The organism is Pseudomonas sp. CYM-20-01, from assembly GCF_023169845.1.
Taxonomy (GTDB): domain Bacteria; phylum Pseudomonadota; class Gammaproteobacteria; order Pseudomonadales; family Pseudomonadaceae; genus Aquipseudomonas; species Aquipseudomonas azotoformans.
The window spans coordinates 1415172-1434242 of sequence record NZ_AP025169.1 but is presented as its reverse complement, the minus strand read 5'-3'; the positions used below and the strand labels follow the sequence as shown (position 1 = coordinate 1434242).

General features: G+C 61.9%; 19 protein-coding genes. 7 read left to right on the top strand and 12 right to left on the bottom strand.

Features of this window, described 5'->3' with window-relative positions:
* The first annotated feature begins 101 nt into the window (after positions 1 to 101).
* Complete coding sequence (locus M2497_RS06305) at positions 102 to 905, top strand: transglutaminase family protein (protein WP_248486377.1); 804 nt, start codon at positions 102 to 104, stop codon at positions 903 to 905.
* Between the two features lie 151 nt (positions 906 to 1056).
* Here the strand turns inward: M2497_RS06305 and M2497_RS06300 are convergent, their stop codons facing one another.
* The 4 genes from M2497_RS06300 to hmgA form a co-directional block, all read right to left on the bottom strand.
* Complete coding sequence (locus M2497_RS06300; RefSeq protein WP_248486375.1) at positions 1057 to 2427, bottom strand: aromatic acid/H+ symport family MFS transporter; 1371 nt, start codon at positions 2425 to 2427, stop codon at positions 1057 to 1059.
* 138 nt (positions 2428 to 2565) lie between these two features.
* Positions 2566 to 3201 (bottom strand): maleylacetoacetate isomerase, encoded by a 636-nt coding sequence (gene maiA / locus M2497_RS06295; protein ID WP_248486373.1) that lies wholly within the window; start codon positions 3199 to 3201, stop codon positions 2566 to 2568.
* 12 nt (positions 3202 to 3213) lie between these two features.
* Positions 3214 to 4500: a fumarylacetoacetase gene (fahA, locus tag M2497_RS06290; protein ID WP_248486371.1), complete on the bottom strand. Its 1287-nt coding sequence runs from the start codon at positions 4498 to 4500 to the stop codon at positions 3214 to 3216.
* 3 nt (positions 4501 to 4503) lie between these two features.
* On the bottom strand, positions 4504 to 5787 hold the full coding sequence (gene hmgA, locus M2497_RS06285) for a homogentisate 1,2-dioxygenase (protein ID WP_248486369.1): 1284 nt from the start codon (positions 5785 to 5787) through the stop codon (positions 4504 to 4506).
* Positions 5788 to 5907: 120 nt separating this feature from the next.
* Between hmgA and M2497_RS06280 the strand changes: the two genes are divergently transcribed.
* A complete protein-coding gene (locus M2497_RS06280; RefSeq protein WP_248486367.1) occupies positions 5908 to 6687 on the top strand; it encodes an IclR family transcriptional regulator in 780 nt (259 codons plus the stop codon).
* A gap of 1 nt (position 6688) precedes the next feature.
* On the opposite strand, the gene dacB is transcribed toward M2497_RS06280, so the two are convergent.
* The 8 genes from dacB to M2497_RS06240 all read right to left on the bottom strand — a co-directional run bounded on the left by dacB (position 6689) and on the right by M2497_RS06240 (position 15155).
* Complete coding sequence (gene dacB / locus M2497_RS06275; protein WP_248486365.1) at positions 6689 to 8146, bottom strand: D-alanyl-D-alanine carboxypeptidase/D-alanyl-D-alanine-endopeptidase; 1458 nt, start codon at positions 8144 to 8146, stop codon at positions 6689 to 6691.
* A gap of 88 nt (positions 8147 to 8234) precedes the next feature.
* Positions 8235 to 10652: a TonB-dependent receptor gene (locus tag M2497_RS06270; RefSeq protein ID WP_248486363.1), complete on the bottom strand. Its 2418-nt coding sequence runs from the start codon at positions 10650 to 10652 to the stop codon at positions 8235 to 8237.
* Positions 10653 to 10761: 109 nt separating this feature from the next.
* The gene (locus M2497_RS06265) at positions 10762 to 11697 is read right to left on the bottom strand and encodes a glutathione S-transferase family protein (protein ID WP_248486361.1); all 936 of its coding nucleotides are present in this window, start codon (positions 11695 to 11697) and stop codon (positions 10762 to 10764) included.
* A 75-nt stretch (positions 11698 to 11772) separates the two neighbouring features.
* On the bottom strand, positions 11773 to 12045 hold the full coding sequence (locus M2497_RS06260; RefSeq protein WP_248486359.1) for a GIY-YIG nuclease family protein: 273 nt from the start codon (positions 12043 to 12045) through the stop codon (positions 11773 to 11775).
* Between the two features lie 37 nt (positions 12046 to 12082).
* Positions 12083 to 12553, bottom strand: a complete 471-nt coding sequence (locus tag M2497_RS06255) for a nuclear transport factor 2 family protein (RefSeq protein WP_248486357.1) — start codon at positions 12551 to 12553, stop codon at positions 12083 to 12085.
* 96 nt (positions 12554 to 12649) lie between these two features.
* Positions 12650 to 13276 carry a DUF1120 domain-containing protein gene (locus M2497_RS06250; RefSeq protein ID WP_248486355.1) on the bottom strand — a complete coding sequence of 209 codons (627 nt, stop codon included), beginning with the start codon at positions 13274 to 13276 and terminating at the stop codon, positions 12650 to 12652.
* A 231-nt stretch (positions 13277 to 13507) separates the two neighbouring features.
* Positions 13508 to 14140 carry a response regulator transcription factor gene (locus M2497_RS06245; RefSeq protein WP_248486354.1) on the bottom strand — a complete coding sequence of 211 codons (633 nt, stop codon included), beginning with the start codon at positions 14138 to 14140 and terminating at the stop codon, positions 13508 to 13510.
* Between the two features lie 196 nt (positions 14141 to 14336).
* Positions 14337 to 15155, bottom strand: coding sequence for a response regulator (locus M2497_RS06240; protein ID WP_248486352.1), 819 nt, complete (start codon positions 15153 to 15155; stop codon positions 14337 to 14339).
* A gap of 449 nt (positions 15156 to 15604) precedes the next feature.
* Here M2497_RS06240 and M2497_RS06235 point away from each other — a divergent pair, with 449 nt between their 5' ends.
* The 5 genes from M2497_RS06235 (at position 15605) to M2497_RS06215 (ending at position 19007) form a co-directional block, all read left to right on the top strand.
* Positions 15605 to 16231, top strand: coding sequence for a DUF1120 domain-containing protein (locus M2497_RS06235; protein ID WP_248486350.1), 627 nt, complete (start codon positions 15605 to 15607; stop codon positions 16229 to 16231).
* Positions 16232 to 16266: 35 nt separating this feature from the next.
* Positions 16267 to 16890, top strand: coding sequence for a DUF1120 domain-containing protein (locus M2497_RS06230; RefSeq protein WP_248486348.1), 624 nt, complete (start codon positions 16267 to 16269; stop codon positions 16888 to 16890).
* Positions 16891 to 16924: 34 nt separating this feature from the next.
* Positions 16925 to 17548 (top strand): DUF1120 domain-containing protein, encoded by a 624-nt coding sequence (locus M2497_RS06225; protein WP_248486346.1) that lies wholly within the window; start codon positions 16925 to 16927, stop codon positions 17546 to 17548.
* 89 nt (positions 17549 to 17637) lie between these two features.
* Entirely contained in the window at positions 17638 to 18267 is a 630-nt protein-coding gene (locus tag M2497_RS06220; RefSeq protein WP_248486343.1) for a DUF1120 domain-containing protein, read from the top strand.
* 2 nt (positions 18268 to 18269) lie between these two features.
* Positions 18270 to 19007 (top strand): fimbria/pilus chaperone family protein, encoded by a 738-nt coding sequence (locus M2497_RS06215; RefSeq protein ID WP_248486341.1) that lies wholly within the window; start codon positions 18270 to 18272, stop codon positions 19005 to 19007.
* Positions 19008 to 19071: the final 64 nt, after the last annotated feature.

The window sequence follows — 19071 nt, the reverse complement described above, 5'->3', positions numbered from 1 at the left end:
GATTTCGTAGGACTTGCGACATAAGCGCGCAGGATATTTCCCAAGCCACTGGACGAAAATTCCCAGCAAGGCTAAAACGGGGGCATCCGCCGGAGAACGCAATGAACCCCCGCAAAGCCTTTTTCGCCTGCCTGGAACGCTCCCCGCCCGCGCTGTTTGAAGCGGCGCTGTGGATTGCTGCCGAGCATGACCCGGCGGTGCAGCCGTCAGTGGTCATGCAAGAACTGACGCTGCTGCAACAACAGTTGAGCATCGGCATGCCCATGCTGCCGGCGGATGAACTCGGTCAACCGCTGCTGCGGCGCCTGAATGACCTGGGCTTTGCCCAGGATGAATTCACTCCGCTGCGCCCCGCGGCAGCCTTGCTGGACAAGGTGTTGCAACGCAAGCGCGGACAACCCCTGGCGATGGGGCTGATCGCCATGGAACTGGCGCGACGGATGGATATTCCCATGGTCGGCGTGAACTTCCCCGGGCATTTCCTGCTGCGCGTACCCGGTGCCGATCACCTGTTGGACCCGTGCGGCGGGCGGCGCCTGTATCCCAATGATTGCCGCGACCTGCTGCAACGCCAGTACGGCCCCAACCTCAAGCTGCAGGCCGACCACCTGCACACCGCCGACCCGCGTTCGATCCTGCAGCGGCTGTCACGTAACCTGCGGCAATTGCACCTGTCCAACGACGCCCCGCTCGAGGCACTGGTCGACGCCGAACGTGTGCTGGAACTGGGCAATGCCAGCGCCGCCGATTACCTGGCACGGGCCAGCCTGTACCAGCGCCTGGACTGCCCCAACGCCGAGCGTTTCGACCTGGAACACGCGCTGATGCTCAGCGAAGACCCGATCCAGCGCCTGCGCCTGACCGAACGCCTGGGGCATTTGCCGCCCAATTCAGTGGTGCACTGAACACACGAATTCCAAGAGATCATTTCTTTCTGTGGTGAGCGGGCTTGTCCCGCGTTGGACTGCGTAGCAGGCCCAATTCAGGGGCCGCTTCGCGACCCAACGCGGGGCAAGCCCGCTCGCCACAACAAGGGCGCTCGCCGTGAAGCCCGCGTCAGTGATTGGCTGGTGTCTTGAAAATGTCGCCGGGCAACGGGCTCTTCGCCGCCCCAACCCCAGGCGAACGCACCTGAATGATCAACAACGCCGCCACCACCGCCGGGATCGCGCAAAAGAAGAAAATCTGCTGCACCGGGATATGCATCGCCAGCAACATACTGCCAAACAACGGCCCCAGGATTGAACCAAACCGCCCCACGCCCAACGCCCAGCCCGTCCCCGTGGCGCGCACATGTGCCGGGTAGAAATTGCTGGCAAAGGCATTGAGGGTCAATTGCCCACCGATGATGCAAAACCCGGCCGCAAACACACAGGCTACCAGGTAACGCGGGTTGTCATGGTTCACACCGAGCAGGATGGTGCACACCGCCGCAGCCGCCAGCACGCCCGACAACAGACGCACTTTGTTTTTCAAACGGTCGGCGAACCAGGCCATGCCGATAGCGCCCAAGGTCCCGGCGAACAGGAACATCGAAGTCACCAGGTTGGCTTCTTTTAATGCCAGCCCACTTTCCAGCAGCAGTGATGGCAACCAACTAATCATGAAATACAGCAGGATCAGGCTGACAAAAAAGGTCGCCCAGATCAGCACAGTCGGGCGCGCGTAGCCGTTGCGAAACAACTCCACCACCGTCAGTTTGCTGCCTTGCTCCTGTTGGTTTTCCGCCTCAGTGGCCAGCGGCGGTTGCCAGCCCGGCAACATCCGCAACGTCACGCTTTGCAGCCGCGCATAAGGCGGTGCGTCTCGTAGCAGACGCGGCAATGATTCCGGCAACAGCCACATCAGAAACGGGAACAGCAGCAGCGGCGTCACGCCACCGGCGAGGAACACCGCCTGCCACCCAAAGCCTTCGATAAACCCCGCCGCCACAAACCCACCCGCCGCCCCGCCGAACGAAAAACCACAAGCCGCCAAGGTCACCATCAAGGTGCGCAGGCGTGGTGGGGAATAGTCCGACATCAAGGCCATCGCACTCGGCATGGCGCCGCCCATGCCAATGCCGCAGATAAAGCGTGCGGCCATCAACGTGGTCAGCGAGTTGGCGAACACCATCAGCACAGTCAGGGTGGCGTAGATCAGCACACAGCCGAGCAGGATACGGCGCACACCGAAACGATCCGCCAGCGGCGTGACCAGCAACGAGCCCAAGGTCAGCCCGAGCAGGTTGGCGCTGAACACTGGGCCGAAGGCAGCCTTCTCCAACCCCCAATCCTGCGCCAGTGCCGGCACCACATAACCCAGGACCTGGGCGTCGTAGCCATCGGTCACCAGCAGCAGCGCCAGTAACAGGAGAATCAACCACTGATAGCGCGACACCGGACGGGCGTCGAGTGCCGCGCGAAAGCTGGCAATCTGATTGTGCATCGCAAGGTACCTATTATTTTTATAAGGGTGTCGCAGTCAAAATGTGGGAGGGGGCTTGCCCCCGAATACGGTGGCACCGTCGACGCATTCATTGCCGATAGACCGCAATCGGGGGCAAGCCCCCTCCCACATTGGGTCCTAAGGCGTGTCAGGTTGATTGGCGGGGTGCGCCTTCACAAACGCCGGATGCTGCGCCGCCAACGCCGCCACCCGCCCGATGCGCGGGTACGCCGCCAATGGCACCTTGAAGCGTTCCGCCGCGTACAACTGGGGAATCAGGAACGTATCGGCCAGCCCCGGCTGCTCGCCGAAGCAAAACCCTGTGCCGCCGATCAACTGCTCCACCGCACCCAACCCCTGGCTGATCCAATGGCCGATCCATTCCAGCAGTTGCGCCTCGTCATGCCCCCACTGGCGCAGCAGATTCTGGGTACTGGAATTGTGCAGCGGATGAATATCGCAGCCGATGATCGACGCCACCGCCCGTTCATGGGCTCGGGTCGGCAGATCGTTGGAGAGCAGCGGTGCCTGTGGATAACGTTCTTCCAGGTATTCGATGATCGCCGGCGATTGAATCAACAGCTCGCCCTCATCGGTGCGCAACGCCGGCACACGGCCCTGCGGGTTGATCGCCAGGTACTCGGGCTGGCGATTGGCACCGCCCGCCGGTACCAGCAGGTTGACCGGCACGGCGGTGAAATCCAGGCCCTTGAGCGCCAGGGCAATGCGCACCCGGTACGACGAAGTGGAACGGTAGTAGGTGTAGAGTTCCATCGCCCTGCCCTCCTAGCGCGCCGCGACCACGGTGCCACGGCATTCGCCGAAGCCGATGGAGGCAAAGCCTTCCCTGCTGCAGCGTGCACGCAGGATGATTTCATCGCCATCTTCGAGGAATTTGCGCACCTCGCCAGACGGCAACTCGACCGCCTTTTTGCCGCCTTCGGTCATTTCCAACAGGCTGCCGAACTGGCCCGCCTGCGGCCCGGACAAGGTGCCCGAACCAAACAGGTCACCGGCCTGCAACTGGCAGCCATTCACACTGTGGTGCGCCACCAACTGCGCAACGGTCCAGTACATATGCAGGCTGTTGCTCAGGGCCAACCGAAATGCCGGCAGCTTCTGTTCGCGCATCGCGGCGGTGGTCAGCAACACTTCCAATTCGATATCCAGGGCACCGGCAGCCTGGTCACGTTTATCCAGCAGGTACGACAACGGTTGCGGATCGCCTTCAGGGCGTGGCGGTTGCGCTTTGCGGAACGGCTCAAGTGCTTCCGCCGTGACCACCCACGGGGAGATCGTGGTGATGAAGCTTTTCGACAGGAACGGCCCCAACGGCTGGTATTCCCAGGCCTGGATATCCCGCGCCGACCAGTCATTGAGCAGGCAGAAACCGGCGATGTGGTCCGCCGCGTCGCCGATGGCGATTGAATCGCCCATCGCATTGCCCTGGCCGATCCAGATACCCAGCTCCAACTCGTAGTCCAGGCGTGCGCACGGGCCGAAGGTCGGCTCGGTCTGGCCGGCCGGCAGGGTCTGGCCCTTGGGACGGCGCACGTCGGTGCCCGAGGTACGAATGGTTGAGGCGCGGCCGTGGTAACCAATCGGCACGTATTTGTAGTTGGGCAGCAGCGGGTTGTCGGGACGGAACAGTTTGCCGACGTTCTGCGCGTGTTCAATGCCGACGTAGAAATCGGTGTAGTCGTTGATCCGTGCCGGTACGTGCATCTGGCAATCGGCGGCGCGGTGCAGTACCTGCGCCTCGCGGGTTTGCAGCTGGCTGCCTTCGGCCAGCAGCTCCAGCAAACGCTCGCGCAGGGCCACGCGCGGGCCACGGCCCAGTTCAAACAAGGCGTTCAGTTGACCACCAGCGGTGGCCTCGACGGCGCGGCGGGCCTCGCCACTGAACTCGTCGATGGCGGCATGCAAATCCAGGATCGAGTCACCAATCGCCACACCGACGCGTGGTGCCGCGCCGTTGATGCTGAACACACCCAGCGGCAGGTTCTGCAGGGGGAAGTCGGTGTGACCGTTGGCGGAGGCCACCCAACTGCGGGTAAGTGTGGGCTGAGTCATGGGTTATCTCCGGTTCGGGTTGAAGGTGGCAGGCAGCGAGGCCCAGCACGCGTCATAGGAAGGTTGCAGTTGCGGGCAGTCCAGGGCGAATTGGGTCGGGCGCAGCACTTGGCTGGTCTCGAACATGAACGCCATGGTGTTATCGATCTTGTGCGGCGCCAGTTCCACATTGATGGCCTTGGTGCAGGTCTCGCCGTCCGGGCCATGGGCGCTCATGCAGCTGTGCAAGGATGCGCCACCCGGCAGGAAGCCTTCGGCCTTGGCGTCGTAGGCGCCCTGGATCAGGCCCATGTATTCGTTCATCAGGTTGCGGTGGAACCATGGCGGGCGGAAGGTGTTCTCGGCCACCATCCAGCGCGGCGGGAAGATCACGAAGTCGAGGTTGGCCAGGCCGTGGGTACTGGTGGGCGAGGTCAATACGGTGAAGATCGACGGGTCCGGGTGATCGAAGCTGACGGTACCAATCGTGTTGAAGCGGCGCAGGTCGTATTTGTACGGCACGTTGTTGCCGTGCCAGGCGACCACGTTGAGCGGGGAATGGTCCAGCTCGCAGGCCCAGAGTTCGCCGAGGAATTTCTGTACCAGCGTTGTAGGTTTCTTCACATCTTCGTAGTGGGCAATCGGCGTCAGGAAATCACGCGGATTGGCCAAGCCGTTGCTGCCGATAGGACCCAGGTCCGGCAAACGCAAGGGTGCACCATGGTTCTCGGCGACGTAACCGCGCGCTTGCGCATCCAGCAGCTCGACGCGGAACTTCAGGCCACGGGGCAACACAACGATTTCCAGTGGCGCCACTTCCAACACGCCAAGCTCGGTGGCGATGCGCAGGCGGCCTTGCTCGGGAACAATCAACAACTCGCCATCGGCGTTGAAGAACACACGCTCCATGGAGCGGTTGGCGCGGTAGTTATAAATGCTGATGCCCGAGGGTTTTTCCGAACCCGAATTGGCCACCATCCTTACCAGCCCATCGATAAAGTCCGTCGCCTCGCTCGGGATATCTAAAGGGTTCCAGCGCAGTCGATTGGGCGTCACCGCCCCCAACGGCCCACCGGCCAACTGCCGCTCCAGCTTGATAAACGCCGGGTGATTGGCCGACGGCTGGATGCGGTACAGCCAGGTACGTCGGGCTTCGCTGCGGGCCATGGTGAACGCGGTGCCGGAGAACAGTTCGGTGTACAGCCCATAGGGCGCTTTTTGCGGGGAGTTCTGGCCGACGGGCAGGGCGCCGGGCAAGGCTTCGCTGGCGAATTCATTGCCGAAGCCCGACAGGTATTCGAGGTTCATGGATCATCCTCTGTACGGAAGTTGTTTTTATCGTAATCCAGTTACGCATAACGTAATTTGATCACTATCGACCGTCAAGCTATAAAGACGCCCATTCATCTCTCGGATTCTCGCCCCTCCATGGAAAAGCCCCGCGACACCGGTAAACAGAAAGTCCGCTCGGCCGAAGTGGGCACCGATATCCTCAAGGCCCTGGCCGAATTGTCCCCGGCAACGTCGCTGTCACGCCTGGCCGAACATGTCCAGATGCCGGCCAGCAAGGTGCACCGGTATCTGCAGGCGCTGATCGCCTCGGGTTTCGCCGAACAGAACACCGCCACCAACCACTATGGCCTGGGCCGCGAAGCGTTACGGGTTGGCCTGGCGGCGCTGGGCAGCATAGACGTACTGAAAGTCGGCGCCATGCCCCTGGCGGAGTTGCGCGATGAACTGAATGAAACCTGCTTTTTGGCAGTGTGGGGCAACCAGGGCGCGACCGTGGTGCAGATCGAACCAGCAGTGCGCGCAGTGACGGTGGTAACGCAACTGGGCTCGGTGCTGCCGCTGCTCAGTTCATCCACTGGGCTGGTGTTCAGCGCCTTCCTGCCGTCGCGGGAAACCGTTGAGCTGCGCGAGCGTGAGATCCAGGCCGGCATCGCCCACGCTCTGGCGGACGACCAGGCCTACGCCACCACCTGTGAACAGATCCGCAGCCGTGGCCTGCATTTTGTGCATGGTTTGCTGATGCCCGGTGTCGATGCGCTGTCGGCGCCGGTGTTCAATGCCATCGGGCAGGTGGCGGCGGTGATGACCGTGGTCGGCCCCACCTCGTTGTTCCACGCCGATGAAGACGGCCCGGCGGCGCAGCGCTTGCTGGCGGCGAGCCGGGCTGTGAGTTGGCGTATGGGTTATCAGTCCTGAGCTAGTCGTGCCATTGCACCAGGGCCAGCGCCACACGGTTTTCCAGGGCGCGGATCGGTGCGGCGGTGCTCAGGTAGTTATTGCTGATCATTGAAAACACCAGGCGCCGGCCCTCGGCGTCGGTGATGTAGCCGCTCAACGACGACACACCGGCCATGGAGCCGGTCTTGGCGTGCAGGTTGTTTTGCGCAGCCGTCCCGCGCAGGCGGTAGCGCAGGCTGCCACCGGTCATGCGGTCGGCGTTGCCGGCAATCGGCAAGGCGTTGTACCAGGCGTCGAACCAGGGCTGTCTGGCCGTCGCCAGCAGCAAATCAGTGAGCCCCTGGGAAGACACCAGGTTGCGCCGCGACAGACCCGAACCATCGACCTGGCTCAGCGTCATCGGGTCCAGGCCCTGGCGCCGCATGAAGTCCGCCACCGCAGCAACCCCCGCCTGTGCCGTGCCTGCGTTGGACGTCTTGCGCCCCATGGCCTTGAGCAAGGCTTCGGACATGTTGTTGTTCGACAGCTTGAGCAGCGGCGTGATCAGTTCCTGCAACGGTGCCGACTGATGTTCGGCCAGCACCTTGGCCGTCGCTGGACTTGCACTGCCTATCACACGACGGCCCAGCACCTGGATACCCTGCTGCGCCAGCGCCTGTTCAAACAGGTTGGCCACCAGTTGCGTCGGCTCCCACACACTCACCCACTGCCGGCTTTGCTTGCCTGGGGCCAGCGCACCGCTGAGTTGCAGCAGGTTGGTGCCGTGCTGGCGGGTAATGCCATAGCTGTTGCCGGGGCCGCTGACGGCGCGGTTGTTCACTTGCACATAGTCGGTTGCCGGGCTCACCACCACGCTGACCGGTTGACCCACCACGGCGGGAGCCTTCGCCGTGACCAGCAGCGTGCCCGCATCAAAATCGGCATTGGGTGACACAGTCAACGCCGAAATCTGCGCGCCGTAGTAGGTGCTTTCGTCGTCCTGGGCCCAATCCACGCCCAAGCGTTCGGCGTCGAAAAAGGTATCGTCGAACACCAGGTCACCCTGGACCTGACGCACGCCCAGGGCTGCAAGCTGTGCCGCCAATGCCTGGTAGTCGGCGAATTGCGTGGTCGGATCGCCCAGGCCCTTGAGGTAGAGGTTGCCGCTGAGACGCTCGCCCTGCTGCGTGCCGTTGCTCAACAGTTGCGTGGAAAAACGATACTGCGGCCCCAACACATCCATCGCGGCTGCGGTGGTGAGCAACTTGAGATTGGATGCGGGAATCAGGCGGGTTCGCGGGTTGTGTTGATAGAGGGTGTTGCCGCTGCGGGCATCACGCACCATCAGGGAAACAGTGGCGCCATGGAGGGCCGGGTCGGCCATCAATTGGTCGATGATGGTTGGGGTGGAGGTCTGGGAAACACTCGCGCAGCCAACCAGCAAAAAGCTCAAGCCCACCAGCAGCCCGCTGGTGGGTATCCATTTTCCAAAGTACATCAGTAGCGTTTTCCTAAAGCTGTCAGTGGCAGCAACGCTAACAGCTCCCTCCCCCTGTGGCGAGCAGGCTCGCCACACAATAGGCGCATCAGAACTCCAGCGTGCTCGACACCGACACCTGCCGCGCATCGCCCATGGACACAAACAACCGGCTGGCCGCCGAGGTGTAGTAGACGCGGTCGAACATGTTCTTCACGTTGAGCTGGAACTTGACCTTCTGCCCATCGATCTTGGTGTCGTACGTGGCAAACGCATCCGCCACGGTATACCCCGGCAGGGTGAAGTCGTTGGCGGCATCGCCTGCTCGCTCGCCGACATACCGCGCGCCGGTGCCTACCCGCAACTGATCGCCACCGAACACATTGCCGAAGTCATAGGCCACCGACAGCGAGCCGGTGTGCTTGGCCACGTTCTGCAGGCGGTTGCCTTCCAGGGTCGGGTCCTTGTCCTTGGTGTCTTGCGCGTCGGTGTAGGCGTAGCTGCCGATCACGCTCCACTTGTCGGTCAGTTGCCCGGTGGCGTCCAGTTCCAGGCCACGGGAGCGCACCTGGCCAGCCAGACTATAGATGGTGCTTCCAGCCACTTCCGATGACACCAGCACATTGCGTTTGTCGATGTTGAACAACGCAGCACTGGCGGTGATACGCCCGGGGATGTCGAGCTTGGCGCCCAGCTCCCAGGACTTGGATTTCTCGGGCGTCAGGTCGCCGGTCAGCGTGCTGCCATCGGCCAAGGCGGCGATGGTGGAGTTGGGTTTGAACGATTCGGTGTAGCTGCCGTAGAACGACAGCTCGTCGGTGTAGCGGTACACCAGCCCCGCACGCGGTACCCAGGCCTGGCCGTTGCCGTTGGTGTTGGCCTTGAACGGGATGCCCTTGCCGGCGTATTGGTCATACATCTGGTAGCGCGCACCGGCGACAAAAATCCATTGGTCGTTGAGGTGAATCGCATCCTGGAAGAACAGCGAGTCGCTGCGCAGCAGGTCGGTCTGGGCGCTGTCGGCGGGGCTGACGGTAGTACCCGCCACTTCGTTGCCATACACCGGGTTGTTGTAGTTGAAGGTGCCACGGGAGTTCTGGCGAATCAGGTCAGCCCGGTAGATCTTGCGGTACTCATCATCCAGGCCAAACACCAGATCGTTCTGCAGGCCGAACACATTGACCTTGCCTTCAAGGCTCGCGGTGGTAAAGCGGTCAGTGGTGATCGCACCCTTGGTGCCGTCCATCCTGCGGGTCAGGGCGCCATTATTACCCACCGCACTGACGCGCACCTGGCTGGCGTCATAGGTTTCGCGGTTCCAGCTGTAGCCGAAGTGGGCTTTCCAGTCGTCGTTCAGGTCGTGGTCGGCTTCGAAGCGGTACAGGTCGGAACGGCCTTCCATGTTGTTGAACGGTTCATCCAAACGACGTGTGGCCGGGATGTCCAGCGGGTGGTTGGATTTGTCGATGGCGGTGCCACGGTCGAAGGGCGTGAGGAATTCGCGGTGCTCGTAGGCGAACAGCAGTTTGGTGCTGTCGCCATACCAGGCCAGCGACGGCGCGATCAGGCTCTCGCGGTGGGTGCCGAAGTTGCGCCAGTAATCCTCATCTTCATGATCGACGATCAGCCGATAGGCCAGGCCGCTGTCGCCAATCGGGCCGGTGGTATCGAGGCTGCCGCCGCTGCCGTTCTTGCCGTCACCGAAGGTGGAGCCGCGTACGGTCAGGGCGGTGGACTGGACCAGTTCCGGCTTTTTACTGACGATGTTCACGACGCCGCCCGGATCCTGGATGCCATACAGCAACGACGCCGGGCCCTTGAGTACTTCGACCCGCTCCGCCGTGGCGTTCAGCGCGCGGCCCTGCACGATGGGCATGCCGTCACGCATGATCGAGCCGTTACGGTTGTCGCCAAAGCCACGCAGCATCACCGCGTCCTGGGTACTGGCGAGGGTGTTGGCCTGGGTAATGCCGCTGATATTGCCCAGGGCGTCGTCCAGGTTGCGCGGGGTCTGATCGCGCAACACCTGGGCCGGCACCACGTTGACGGTCTGCGGGGTTTCCAGCAGCAGGCCATGGGAGCGCATCACCGAGCTGGTGGGCGGTGGTTGGTAGCTGGTGCTGTCCTGGGTCTGGTTGGCACCGCTGATGGTGGTGGCGCCAAGGTTGACCGCGCCTTCGGTAGGCGCCGGCTCAAGGGCCAGGGTGCGGGCGTCGATCTGGCGGAAGGTCAGGCCGGAACTGCCCAGCAGGCGTTGCAGGGCCTGGGTGGCGCTCATCTGGCCGCTGACCGCCGGGGCCTTGATGCCGTAGGGCGCTTCGTCGGTGTAGATCACGCTGATCCCGGTGACCCGGCTGAAATCGCTCAGGGCCTGGGGCAGCGGCTTGGCTGCCAGGGCAAAGTTGAACTGGGCACTTTGCTGCTCCTGCGCCTGCACCACGCTCAGGGGCAGCAACGCCAGCCCCGATACCGCCAATGCCGAGGCTCCCAGCCACTGTTTTACCCAACCGCCCGCCGCTGACTTCATGCTGTGAGAACCCGTGTAGAAAACGCTGTTAATGCGAATAGATCGCAGTTTCAAGCACTACACGGTTGGGCGGTGGATTTACCTCACTTTTATTTGCAAATATTTTTCCCTACTGCGCCTGGATGCGAAAACCGATGCGCGGGAAATGCACATGCACGGTGCCCGCGCGCTCATCGGTGCGGCGCAGGATCAGCTCTTCACGCCCGGCAAACAGCAATTCGCCGGCGACAGGGTCGGTGCCGTAGTCAGTGGCGGAGATGGTCACCTGCTGGCCTGCCTTGAAACCGTTCAAGTCTTCAAACAGTTCTTCGGGCAGCGCAGCCGGTGCCGCATTGCGCGACACGTCCAGGGCTTGCTCGGCGCTCATCTGAGTGGATGTACCGTGGCCGAAGCCCAGCACACGATCCAACCAGGCGGCGACGGCGGGATGGGCGTCTACCAAAGGCGACGTCACTGAAGAGCCTTTGAGGAACCACAAGGGATGGGCCAGGGAAAAGTCGGCAATCGATGGCTCGCCGAACAGGAAATCCCCGGCCTGGTGCTGCAGTTGCTGGTCGATGCGGCTGACAATCGCCGGCCATTGATGCTTGGCTACATCCAATTGCACCCGAGTCGCCGTGCCACCGCTGAACAGCTTGCTGCGATCCGCCACCAGCACCTGCAGCATTTCCGGCGGCACCTTGGCGAACTTGACCGCCAGGGATTCGGGCTGGAACACCAGCGCCACCGCATGGGAAAACACCACCGAATCGGCCCAGGCGGCGAAGCCTTGGGTAACCAGTTCCAGGCCCTGGGGAAACAGTGCCGGCGCGGCTTTTTCCTGCTCCAGGCGCCGGGCGATCAACGCGGTGTCGCAGTAGATATCGGCACCGATTTGCAGCACAGGGGTCTTGCGATAGCCGCCGGTCAGCGCGGTGAGATCCGGCTTGGGCATCACCGGCGAGATATGCACCGAGCGCCAGGACAAGCCCTTGTAGCCCAGCAACAGCCGGGCTTTTTCAGCGAAGGGGGACTGCGGGTAGTGGTGCAGGATCAATTCGGACATGCCAGGCTCCGCTAGAGAAGTGAATCGCTAGCTTAGCCTGCAAACCCTGGCGCGGGCATGATGGGAACCCATCAGTCAAATCAATGAGCCGCTTGCCGCCAGGCACTCCTTGGCGCTCTTCTTCAACTTCTTGATCAAGCGTTCCTGGCGCAGGGCCTCGCCCTTGCTCGCGCATTGCTCGGTGTACACCAGCGCAACGGCCGGGCTGGACAGGAAAAACCGTGCGCCCTTGCCGCTCTGGTGCGAGGCAAACCGGCGCACCGGGTCATTGCTGATGCCGCAATACAGCGCGCCATTGGCGGCGCGCACCAGGTAGACGAACCAGGGTTTGGGGTCAGGCGTATTCACGGATCGATTCGGCAAGGCATAGGAATTGCCAAGCTTATCAACGACTGGCCTGGAATGCCTTCAAGCCTTTACGTGCCTGGGCGCGCACGGCGTTTTTCACCAGCGGCGTCCACCCCAGCAACAAGCCCTTGGTGCCCAAGGCCTGGCGCGACCAGCGCCACAGGTCGAAGCTGTCATGGTGTTCGCAGATCTTGCCGTCGCGAAACACAAAGCGCGCCTGGATATCATTGACCACCGTATTACCGGTGGCGCTGAACAGGTAAGTCGCCACCCAGTGAGCGCCACCGCTACGGTCGTCGCTGCGCACATTGTCGAAGGTCAGGGAGAAATCCTTGGCGCGGGTGGTGAGCATGCGCCACATGTCACCGGCATCCCGGCCGCGCAGTTCGCCGAAGGCTGGGTCGCTGAAGACCACATCGTCGGTGTAGCAGGCCGACATGGCTTCAGCGTCCAGGCGCTGGAACGCGCTGTAGAACTCGGTGATCAAGGCGTTGTGGGCATCACTCATGGGCAGGCTCCGCAGTTATCGGCATAAGGCCAGCACGATAATCCGCGGCGCCCGGAAACACCATGCTCATTCACCCGGTGGATAAGCGAGGGTGGGTCAGAGGTAGAAGATGCTCAGCGTGGCGCTGCCGTCCAAAGGGACTTCCTCGGTAGCGCCCGTAGGCTTCCTGACGCGGGTCTGGATCAATACTTCCATTGCCAGGTTCTGGACCGGTACCGGCAGCGCGTCAACTTCACCGACCGCCCCCACCGAACGCATCCAGCCCACTTGCCAGGTTTGGTCTTCGGGCGCGGGAAACCAGGTTTTGCCATCCACGGACTCAATCGCCGGTGCCGCTGCACCGTCCGCCTGGACGTTTTTCACGAGGAGCTGATACCCGCCCCACCGCCGGCTATTGTAAAGTCCCAGGCCAAATGCGCTATCAGTGTCGTAGCCGTACCAAGCAGTACCGGGGCGATTGTCGGTAGCCATAACCGCCATCAGCGTCGATGCTTCGCAGTTGACACTCAACGCCAGCGTCGCCTCAGGCAGGTAGGCGTCAAAAGGAAGATCACTCATGGAAATCTTGCCATGATCCACCACGCCGCCGCCGGACAAAGCCGGGGTGCAGGCGGAAGGGGTCAAGGCACCCACGACACTCAGGTCAATACTGGAAGCCGCAAACAAGTTCGAGGCGCCCATCAATAGAAAAGCGCTGGTAACAAGGGAAAGTGATTGTTTCATTTATTCAAGTGCTCGCATTCAAGGCAAAACGGAAACGCTTGCCTTGTCGAATAACAAGACACTAGCCTCCGCCTGACCCTGTGTTGGACATAGGTAGTTATGCCGCCGACTTATCACTGCCGGGTACATGAACACACACTAACTCGCCCCACACTACTGCCCCATACAAGTAATACGAATATCCTGATTAACTACATAATAAATCTGAAACTTTCACGCCATGCACAACAACTAAGGCACCATGCCGCTTTGCCGCGCATAGGTGAAAAGATCCACATCGGTGGAAATGCATAGCCGCTGCATGGCCGTGCTCTTCTGTTTGCTGATGGTCGAGATACTGCGGTTGACCCGCGCGGCGATCTGGCTGACGGTCATGCCGCTGGCGAGCATTCTTACCACCTCTCGCTCCTTGCCAGACAATTGTGGCTGGGACGGATGCGCCAGTTGGGTCTGCTCCATCTGCAGGCGCAGGCACTCACTGACAAACGTACGCCCCTCGACCACCGCCCGCAGCGCCAGGGGCAGCTCCCGTGCAGACGCGCTCTTGGCCACGATCGCCCGCGCGCCATGGGCGAATGCCTCGCGCAACGTGACCACGTTGGCGAACATGGTCACCAGGATCACCGGCAACCTCGGGTATTGCCGGTGCAACAAACCCAGCAGTCCGTAGCCATCCGCCTGCTGATCGCCCGGCATGGCAAAGTCGGTCACGATGGCGTCGCAAGCGGTACTGTTCACCAGCGCCAGCAATTCATCCGGACCATTGGCCTCCCCTACGACTTTGCACTTACCACTGGCTTCAATTACCACTTTTTGCCCAATACGGACGATGGGGTGATCGTCAGCAATAATTATGCGAATCATCGTCGTTACCCATGATGGCAATTTGAATACATGCAAAATAGCTCGCTCAGCCCTATGCAACAACCTGAAATAACTGGACGGCTCTTCCTACTCCCCCTAGTTATTGGAGAGCAACATTTAGCCCACACAATAAAAAGAAATTACATACAGATTATTCCTACACTTCATACATGAAAACTCTTACAAATCCCTGGATTCAGAGTTGATGCAAACGCTGCAGGTAACGTTCGACGTCACGATGAAACAGCTCGAGTGCCTGCCGATTCACCTCCACCCCGCTGGCCTGCACGCGGTCAATCAACCTGGCGGCGTGCTGCTCCAATCGCGTTGCCCCCAGGAACGCCACACTGCCCGCCAGGCGGTGCAAGCGCTGCGAGGTCAAGAGGGCATCCCCGCTGACGCGCGCCTGCTCCAGCACTGCCAGGTCGTCCCGGGCCTCGAGCACCAGGCTCGCCAACATCGCCTCTACCACCGTCCAGGAACCAAAGGTCGCGATAAGGCGGGCACGCGAAGGCAGCGCTTCGCGTCGACGCGGCAACGACTGCTTGCGCTGCTCCGCATGCAACGGCCTTGGCGCCAACCATTCGGTGAGTAACTCGCGCAACTGCCTCAGGCTGACCGGTTTGACCAGCCACCCATCCATCCCGCATTCCAGGCAACGGCGAATCTCTTCCCGACCCAGGCGACCGGTCATGGCGATGACGGGAACACACGGTCTGCCCGCAGCCCGTTCGCGTCGGCGTAATTCGCGCGTCATGGCATAACCATCCATGACCGGCATTCGGCAATCGCTGATGACCAGATCAAAGTGACGCGCAGCCAAGGCCTGCAACGCCATGCGCCCGTCGCTGCAGGTTTCGTGGCCGACACCCAGCACCTGGAGCAACGACCCCACCAGCAACCGGTAGGTGGCATGGTCGTCGGCCACCAGGACTCTGGCTTGCTGCCAATGGGATGGCGCGGCAGTCGAGTGCGAGGCCTTGCGTGGATGACGACGTGGATCATTGCCCGGCATAACAACCTCATGCAGAGCGATCAGCTCACCAGGCGTGCACCTGGCGCAGGGAGACGCCTGAGAGGTTGATGACCTGCCGGACGATTTCACTCGAACTTTTCGCGCAACTTCATTCAGACCTGTTCAAAAAACAGACTGTGCGGATTAAGAGAGCGCGAAAAATATCCGAATGAATGTAATAGGGCGATACAACAACTACGACTAAGCAATTTTTCTTACAAGCGCGTCAGCCGTTTCCATCGACGCTGCAGAGGTTCATCCGGCGGCATCACTATCGTAATTGTTGCATTCCGCCACCGTCGGGAACGGGCGTTAAATGCGTCCCGGCTCAACACAACCAGAAGGCGCGTCGTCGCCCATAAAACCAATCCAACCCTCGACGCCAGCGCCTCACCCGAGCCACTCACTGCCCTTCGTGCCAACACTTTGCTCAGGAATATGTTGTTCAAATGAAAGTCCCACATTCCCTGCTTCTCACCACCTTACTGATGGCCGCAGCCACCCCTGCGCTGGCTGCCAGCAGTACCGACCTGAACGTCACGGGTGTGATCACCCCGAACGCCTGCACGCCTACCCTCAGCTCAGGCGGCGTTGTCGACTACGGCAAGATTGCCTTCGCCGACCTCTACGTGGAAAGCGCCACGGTCTTGCCGACCGCCAACCTGCAACTGAGCGTGGAATGCGACGCCGCAACGTTGTTTGCATTTCATGCCTTGGAGAATGGTCAAGGCGGCGGCGATACCTCCTACGGCCTGGGGGTGATCAACCAGAACCGCTCCATCGGTGCTTACCACCTGGGGCTGAACAGCTCCACCGCCGAAGGTCTGCCGATCTCCACCCTGTCCTCACGAGACAACGGTGTCACCTGGATCCAGAGCTCGCCAAACGCATTGTGGATCCGTGGTCGACTCGCCGGTTTCGGCGACGACTCAGGCGGGGCCTGGGCACCGGTTCCGATCCGCAACTTGACCAGCAACCTGCTCATCTACGGCTACATCGCCGCCACCCGCGGCCTGACCCTGACCGAGGAGTATCTACTCAACGGCTCGGCCACCCTGGAAATGCGCTACCTGTAATCCCCTCTTTTCTCTTCACACAAGGACCCGTGCCGATGGACAGAAGAACCCGCGCCACACTTGCCCTCCTGCTGGCCGCCTGCGCCCCCGCAACCTTCGCGGCCAGCAATACCGACCTGAGCGTTACGGGCACCATTACGCCCAGCTCATGCACCCCAAGCCTGTCCAATGACGGTGTCGTCGATCATGGCAAGCTGACCGGCCGGGACCTGGACATCGACCTGCCCACCCGCCTGCAACCGGGCGAGATGCTGCTGCAAGTGCATTGCGAAGGCGCCACCCACTTCACCCTCACCACGGTGGATAACCGCAGCGGCACCTCAGCGATCAACCCGGTGTTCCACGGGCTGGGGATGGTCAACGATGACCAGATGCTGGGCAGTGTCGCGCTCGGGTTGTTCGAGCCGGTGGCCGACACGGCGCCGGTGCAGACCATCATGTCCCGTGACGGCGGTGCAAGCTGGGGACCGTCGTCCTACCTGGGGCACGCGGCATTGACCGCCTTTTCGGCAGCGGGAGCGCCCTATACCCCCATTGCCATCACCGAACTCAGTGCGCGCCTGCGCGCCTTCACCATCATCGCCCCCGCCAGCGGCCTGACCCTGCTCGACGAGTTGCCCATCGATGGGCACGCGACGTTGCAGCTCAAGTACTGGTAACCCTTTTTTCGCCTTCTTTCTTTGGAGACTGACCATGAATGTATCCCTCAACACTCTGCTCGCTGCCACCCTGCTGATCGGCAGCGCCAGCGCCTTCGCCGCCTCCAGCGTCGACCTGACCGTCAAGGGCATGATCACCCCCAGCGCCTGTACACCTGCCCTGTCCAACAGTGGGTCGGTGGACTACGGCAAGATTTCCGCCAGGGACTTGAATGTCGACCAGGTCACCCCGCTTACCGAGCAAACCGTGCAACTGACGGTCACCTGTGACGCGGCCACCCTCATGGCCCTGGACGCCGACGACAACCGACCGGGTTCGAACTACGGTGACGACATCACGGAGTTCGGCCTGGGCCTGATCAACGGCACGCAAAAGCTCGGCGCCATGACCCTCAGCCTGAACACGCCGGTCGCCGATGGCGTGGCGGGCCGGCCGATCACCTCTGTCGACGGCGGTGTCACCTGGGTCGTTGCGCGCAACTTGACGCCCGACAACCTGATCTCGGTGGCCGACACCGCCGTCGACGCGCCCATCCCGGTGCAGGTGCTGACCTCGGACCTGACCGTCAGCCCAAAAATCGCTCCGGCCAGCCAGTTGACGCTGACCAACGAAGTGGCCATCGACGGTTCGGTGACCGTCACGGTGCGCTACCTGTAACCCCACTTTGAAACGCACAGCGGCAGGCCATCGCACCTGCCGTTGCGCTGTATTGAAACGATGAACCAGGCAACCGGTGAACCTCCCCCATGAAGCACACCTCTTCACGCCTTCTTGCCCTGTGTTGCCTGCTGAGTGGCGGCTGCGCTGCACTGGCGGCATCCAGCACCGAACTGAATGTGACCGGGCTGATCACGCCCAGCGCGTGTACACCGACGTTGTCGGCCAACGGCATCGTCGACCACGGCAGGGTGCCGGCACACACGCTCAACCAATTCGAGTTCAGTGTCTTGCCCACCCAAGCCCTGGACTTGGACGTGAGCTGCAACGACTCGGTGCTGTTTGTATTGGTGGGTTTGGACAACCGCGCCGACTCATCCCTGGGCCCGGGCTTTTACTACGGCCTGGGCCACAACGTCCACGTCCCCACCGAGCGACTCGGCACCGTGTCCATTGCCTTTCGCGACGTGATGGGCGACGGCGAGCGCGTGCTAGTGCTGGCCTCCAGCAATCAGGGACAGACCTGGTTCCCGGAAACCAATGCCTACCCGAACAATTACATGGGGTTCGCCCACCCCGGCACGTTGGTGCCGGAACCGCACCGCCAGATCACGGCCACCTTGCAAGTCAACACGTCGATCAATGCGGCCGCCTATTTGACCCTCAAGCAGGAAGTCCCCCTGGACGGTTCCATCGTGCTTGACCTGAGGTATTTGTAGCCATGTCCCCTCTGCCCTTTTCAACCCGAGCCTTCACGGCCATCCGCTACGCCAGTCTCTACCTCGGTGCGCTGGCCCTGACATTCGGCGGCCCCACATGGGTGCTGGCCGACGGTATGGTGCCCGACACGTCGGTGGTCATCGTCAACGAAGCCGACGGCGAAGCGTCGGTGTCAGTGACCAACACCGACTCGCGGCTCGCCCTGCTGCACGTCACCCTGGAAGACATCCCCGAAGACAAGGCCACCCTGTTGTTCGTCACGCCGCCGTTGGCCCGGGTCGAGCCGTCCAAGAGCCAACTGATCCGGTTCATCCTGCAATCGCCCGAGCCGCTGAAGACCCAACGCCTGAAACGAGTGATTTTCGAAGGCATGCCGCAAGGACGCTCGCAAGCCCAGGCCGGGCATGCACGGGTGGGTGTGACGGTGCGCCAGAACCTACCGGTGATCCTGCACCCCAAGGGCCTGGCGCCCAATCGTTCGCCCTGGACCGGCCTGACCTGGCGCCTCGACCAACAGCAGTTGAGCGTGCACAACCCTACGCCTTATGTGGTCCGCCTCGCCCAGGAGCTGCGTTTGCTGCCCGGCAACGGCTCGGCGCTGCTGCCACGCACTTATGTGCTGCCGGGGGAAACCTTGCAGGTTACCGCCAGCGCACCGGGCGCAACCACCGTGCAACTGCAACCGGCCACCGTATACGGCTTTGCCGTGGCGCCCTACGACGCGCCTCTCACCCGCTGATCCCAGGCGCCGGCACACACAGGCCTGCGCCCTGATAACGAAGTGACCTCCCATTGAAGGTCAC

Coding starts and splice junctions, on each gene's coding strand:
- M2497_RS06305 (WP_248486377.1), top strand. CDS start 102: ATGAACCCCCGCAAAGCCTTTTTCGCCTGCCTGGAACGCTCCCCGCCC.
- M2497_RS06300 (WP_248486375.1), bottom strand. CDS start 2,427: ATGCACAATCAGATTGCCAGCTTTCGCGCGGCACTCGACGCCCGTCCG.
- maiA (WP_248486373.1), bottom strand. CDS start 3,201: ATGGAACTCTACACCTACTACCGTTCCACTTCGTCGTACCGGGTGCGC.
- fahA (WP_248486371.1), bottom strand. CDS start 4,500: ATGACTCAGCCCACACTTACCCGCAGTTGGGTGGCCTCCGCCAACGGT.
- hmgA (WP_248486369.1), bottom strand. CDS start 5,787: ATGAACCTCGAATACCTGTCGGGCTTCGGCAATGAATTCGCCAGCGAA.
- M2497_RS06280 (WP_248486367.1), top strand. CDS start 5,908: ATGGAAAAGCCCCGCGACACCGGTAAACAGAAAGTCCGCTCGGCCGAA.
- dacB (WP_248486365.1), bottom strand. CDS start 8,146: ATGTACTTTGGAAAATGGATACCCACCAGCGGGCTGCTGGTGGGCTTG.
- M2497_RS06270 (WP_248486363.1), bottom strand. CDS start 10,652: ATGAAGTCAGCGGCGGGCGGTTGGGTAAAACAGTGGCTGGGAGCCTCG.
- M2497_RS06265 (WP_248486361.1), bottom strand. CDS start 11,697: ATGTCCGAATTGATCCTGCACCACTACCCGCAGTCCCCCTTCGCTGAA.
- M2497_RS06255 (WP_248486357.1), bottom strand. CDS start 12,553: ATGAGTGATGCCCACAACGCCTTGATCACCGAGTTCTACAGCGCGTTC.
- M2497_RS06250 (WP_248486355.1), bottom strand. CDS start 13,276: ATGAAACAATCACTTTCCCTTGTTACCAGCGCTTTTCTATTGATGGGC.
- M2497_RS06245 (WP_248486354.1), bottom strand. CDS start 14,140: ATGATTCGCATAATTATTGCTGACGATCACCCCATCGTCCGTATTGGG.
- M2497_RS06240 (WP_248486352.1), bottom strand. CDS start 15,155: ATGCCGGGCAATGATCCACGTCGTCATCCACGCAAGGCCTCGCACTCG.
- M2497_RS06235 (WP_248486350.1), top strand. CDS start 15,605: ATGAAAGTCCCACATTCCCTGCTTCTCACCACCTTACTGATGGCCGCA.
- M2497_RS06230 (WP_248486348.1), top strand. CDS start 16,267: ATGGACAGAAGAACCCGCGCCACACTTGCCCTCCTGCTGGCCGCCTGC.
- M2497_RS06225 (WP_248486346.1), top strand. CDS start 16,925: ATGAATGTATCCCTCAACACTCTGCTCGCTGCCACCCTGCTGATCGGC.
- M2497_RS06220 (WP_248486343.1), top strand. CDS start 17,638: ATGAAGCACACCTCTTCACGCCTTCTTGCCCTGTGTTGCCTGCTGAGT.
- M2497_RS06215 (WP_248486341.1), top strand. CDS start 18,270: ATGTCCCCTCTGCCCTTTTCAACCCGAGCCTTCACGGCCATCCGCTAC.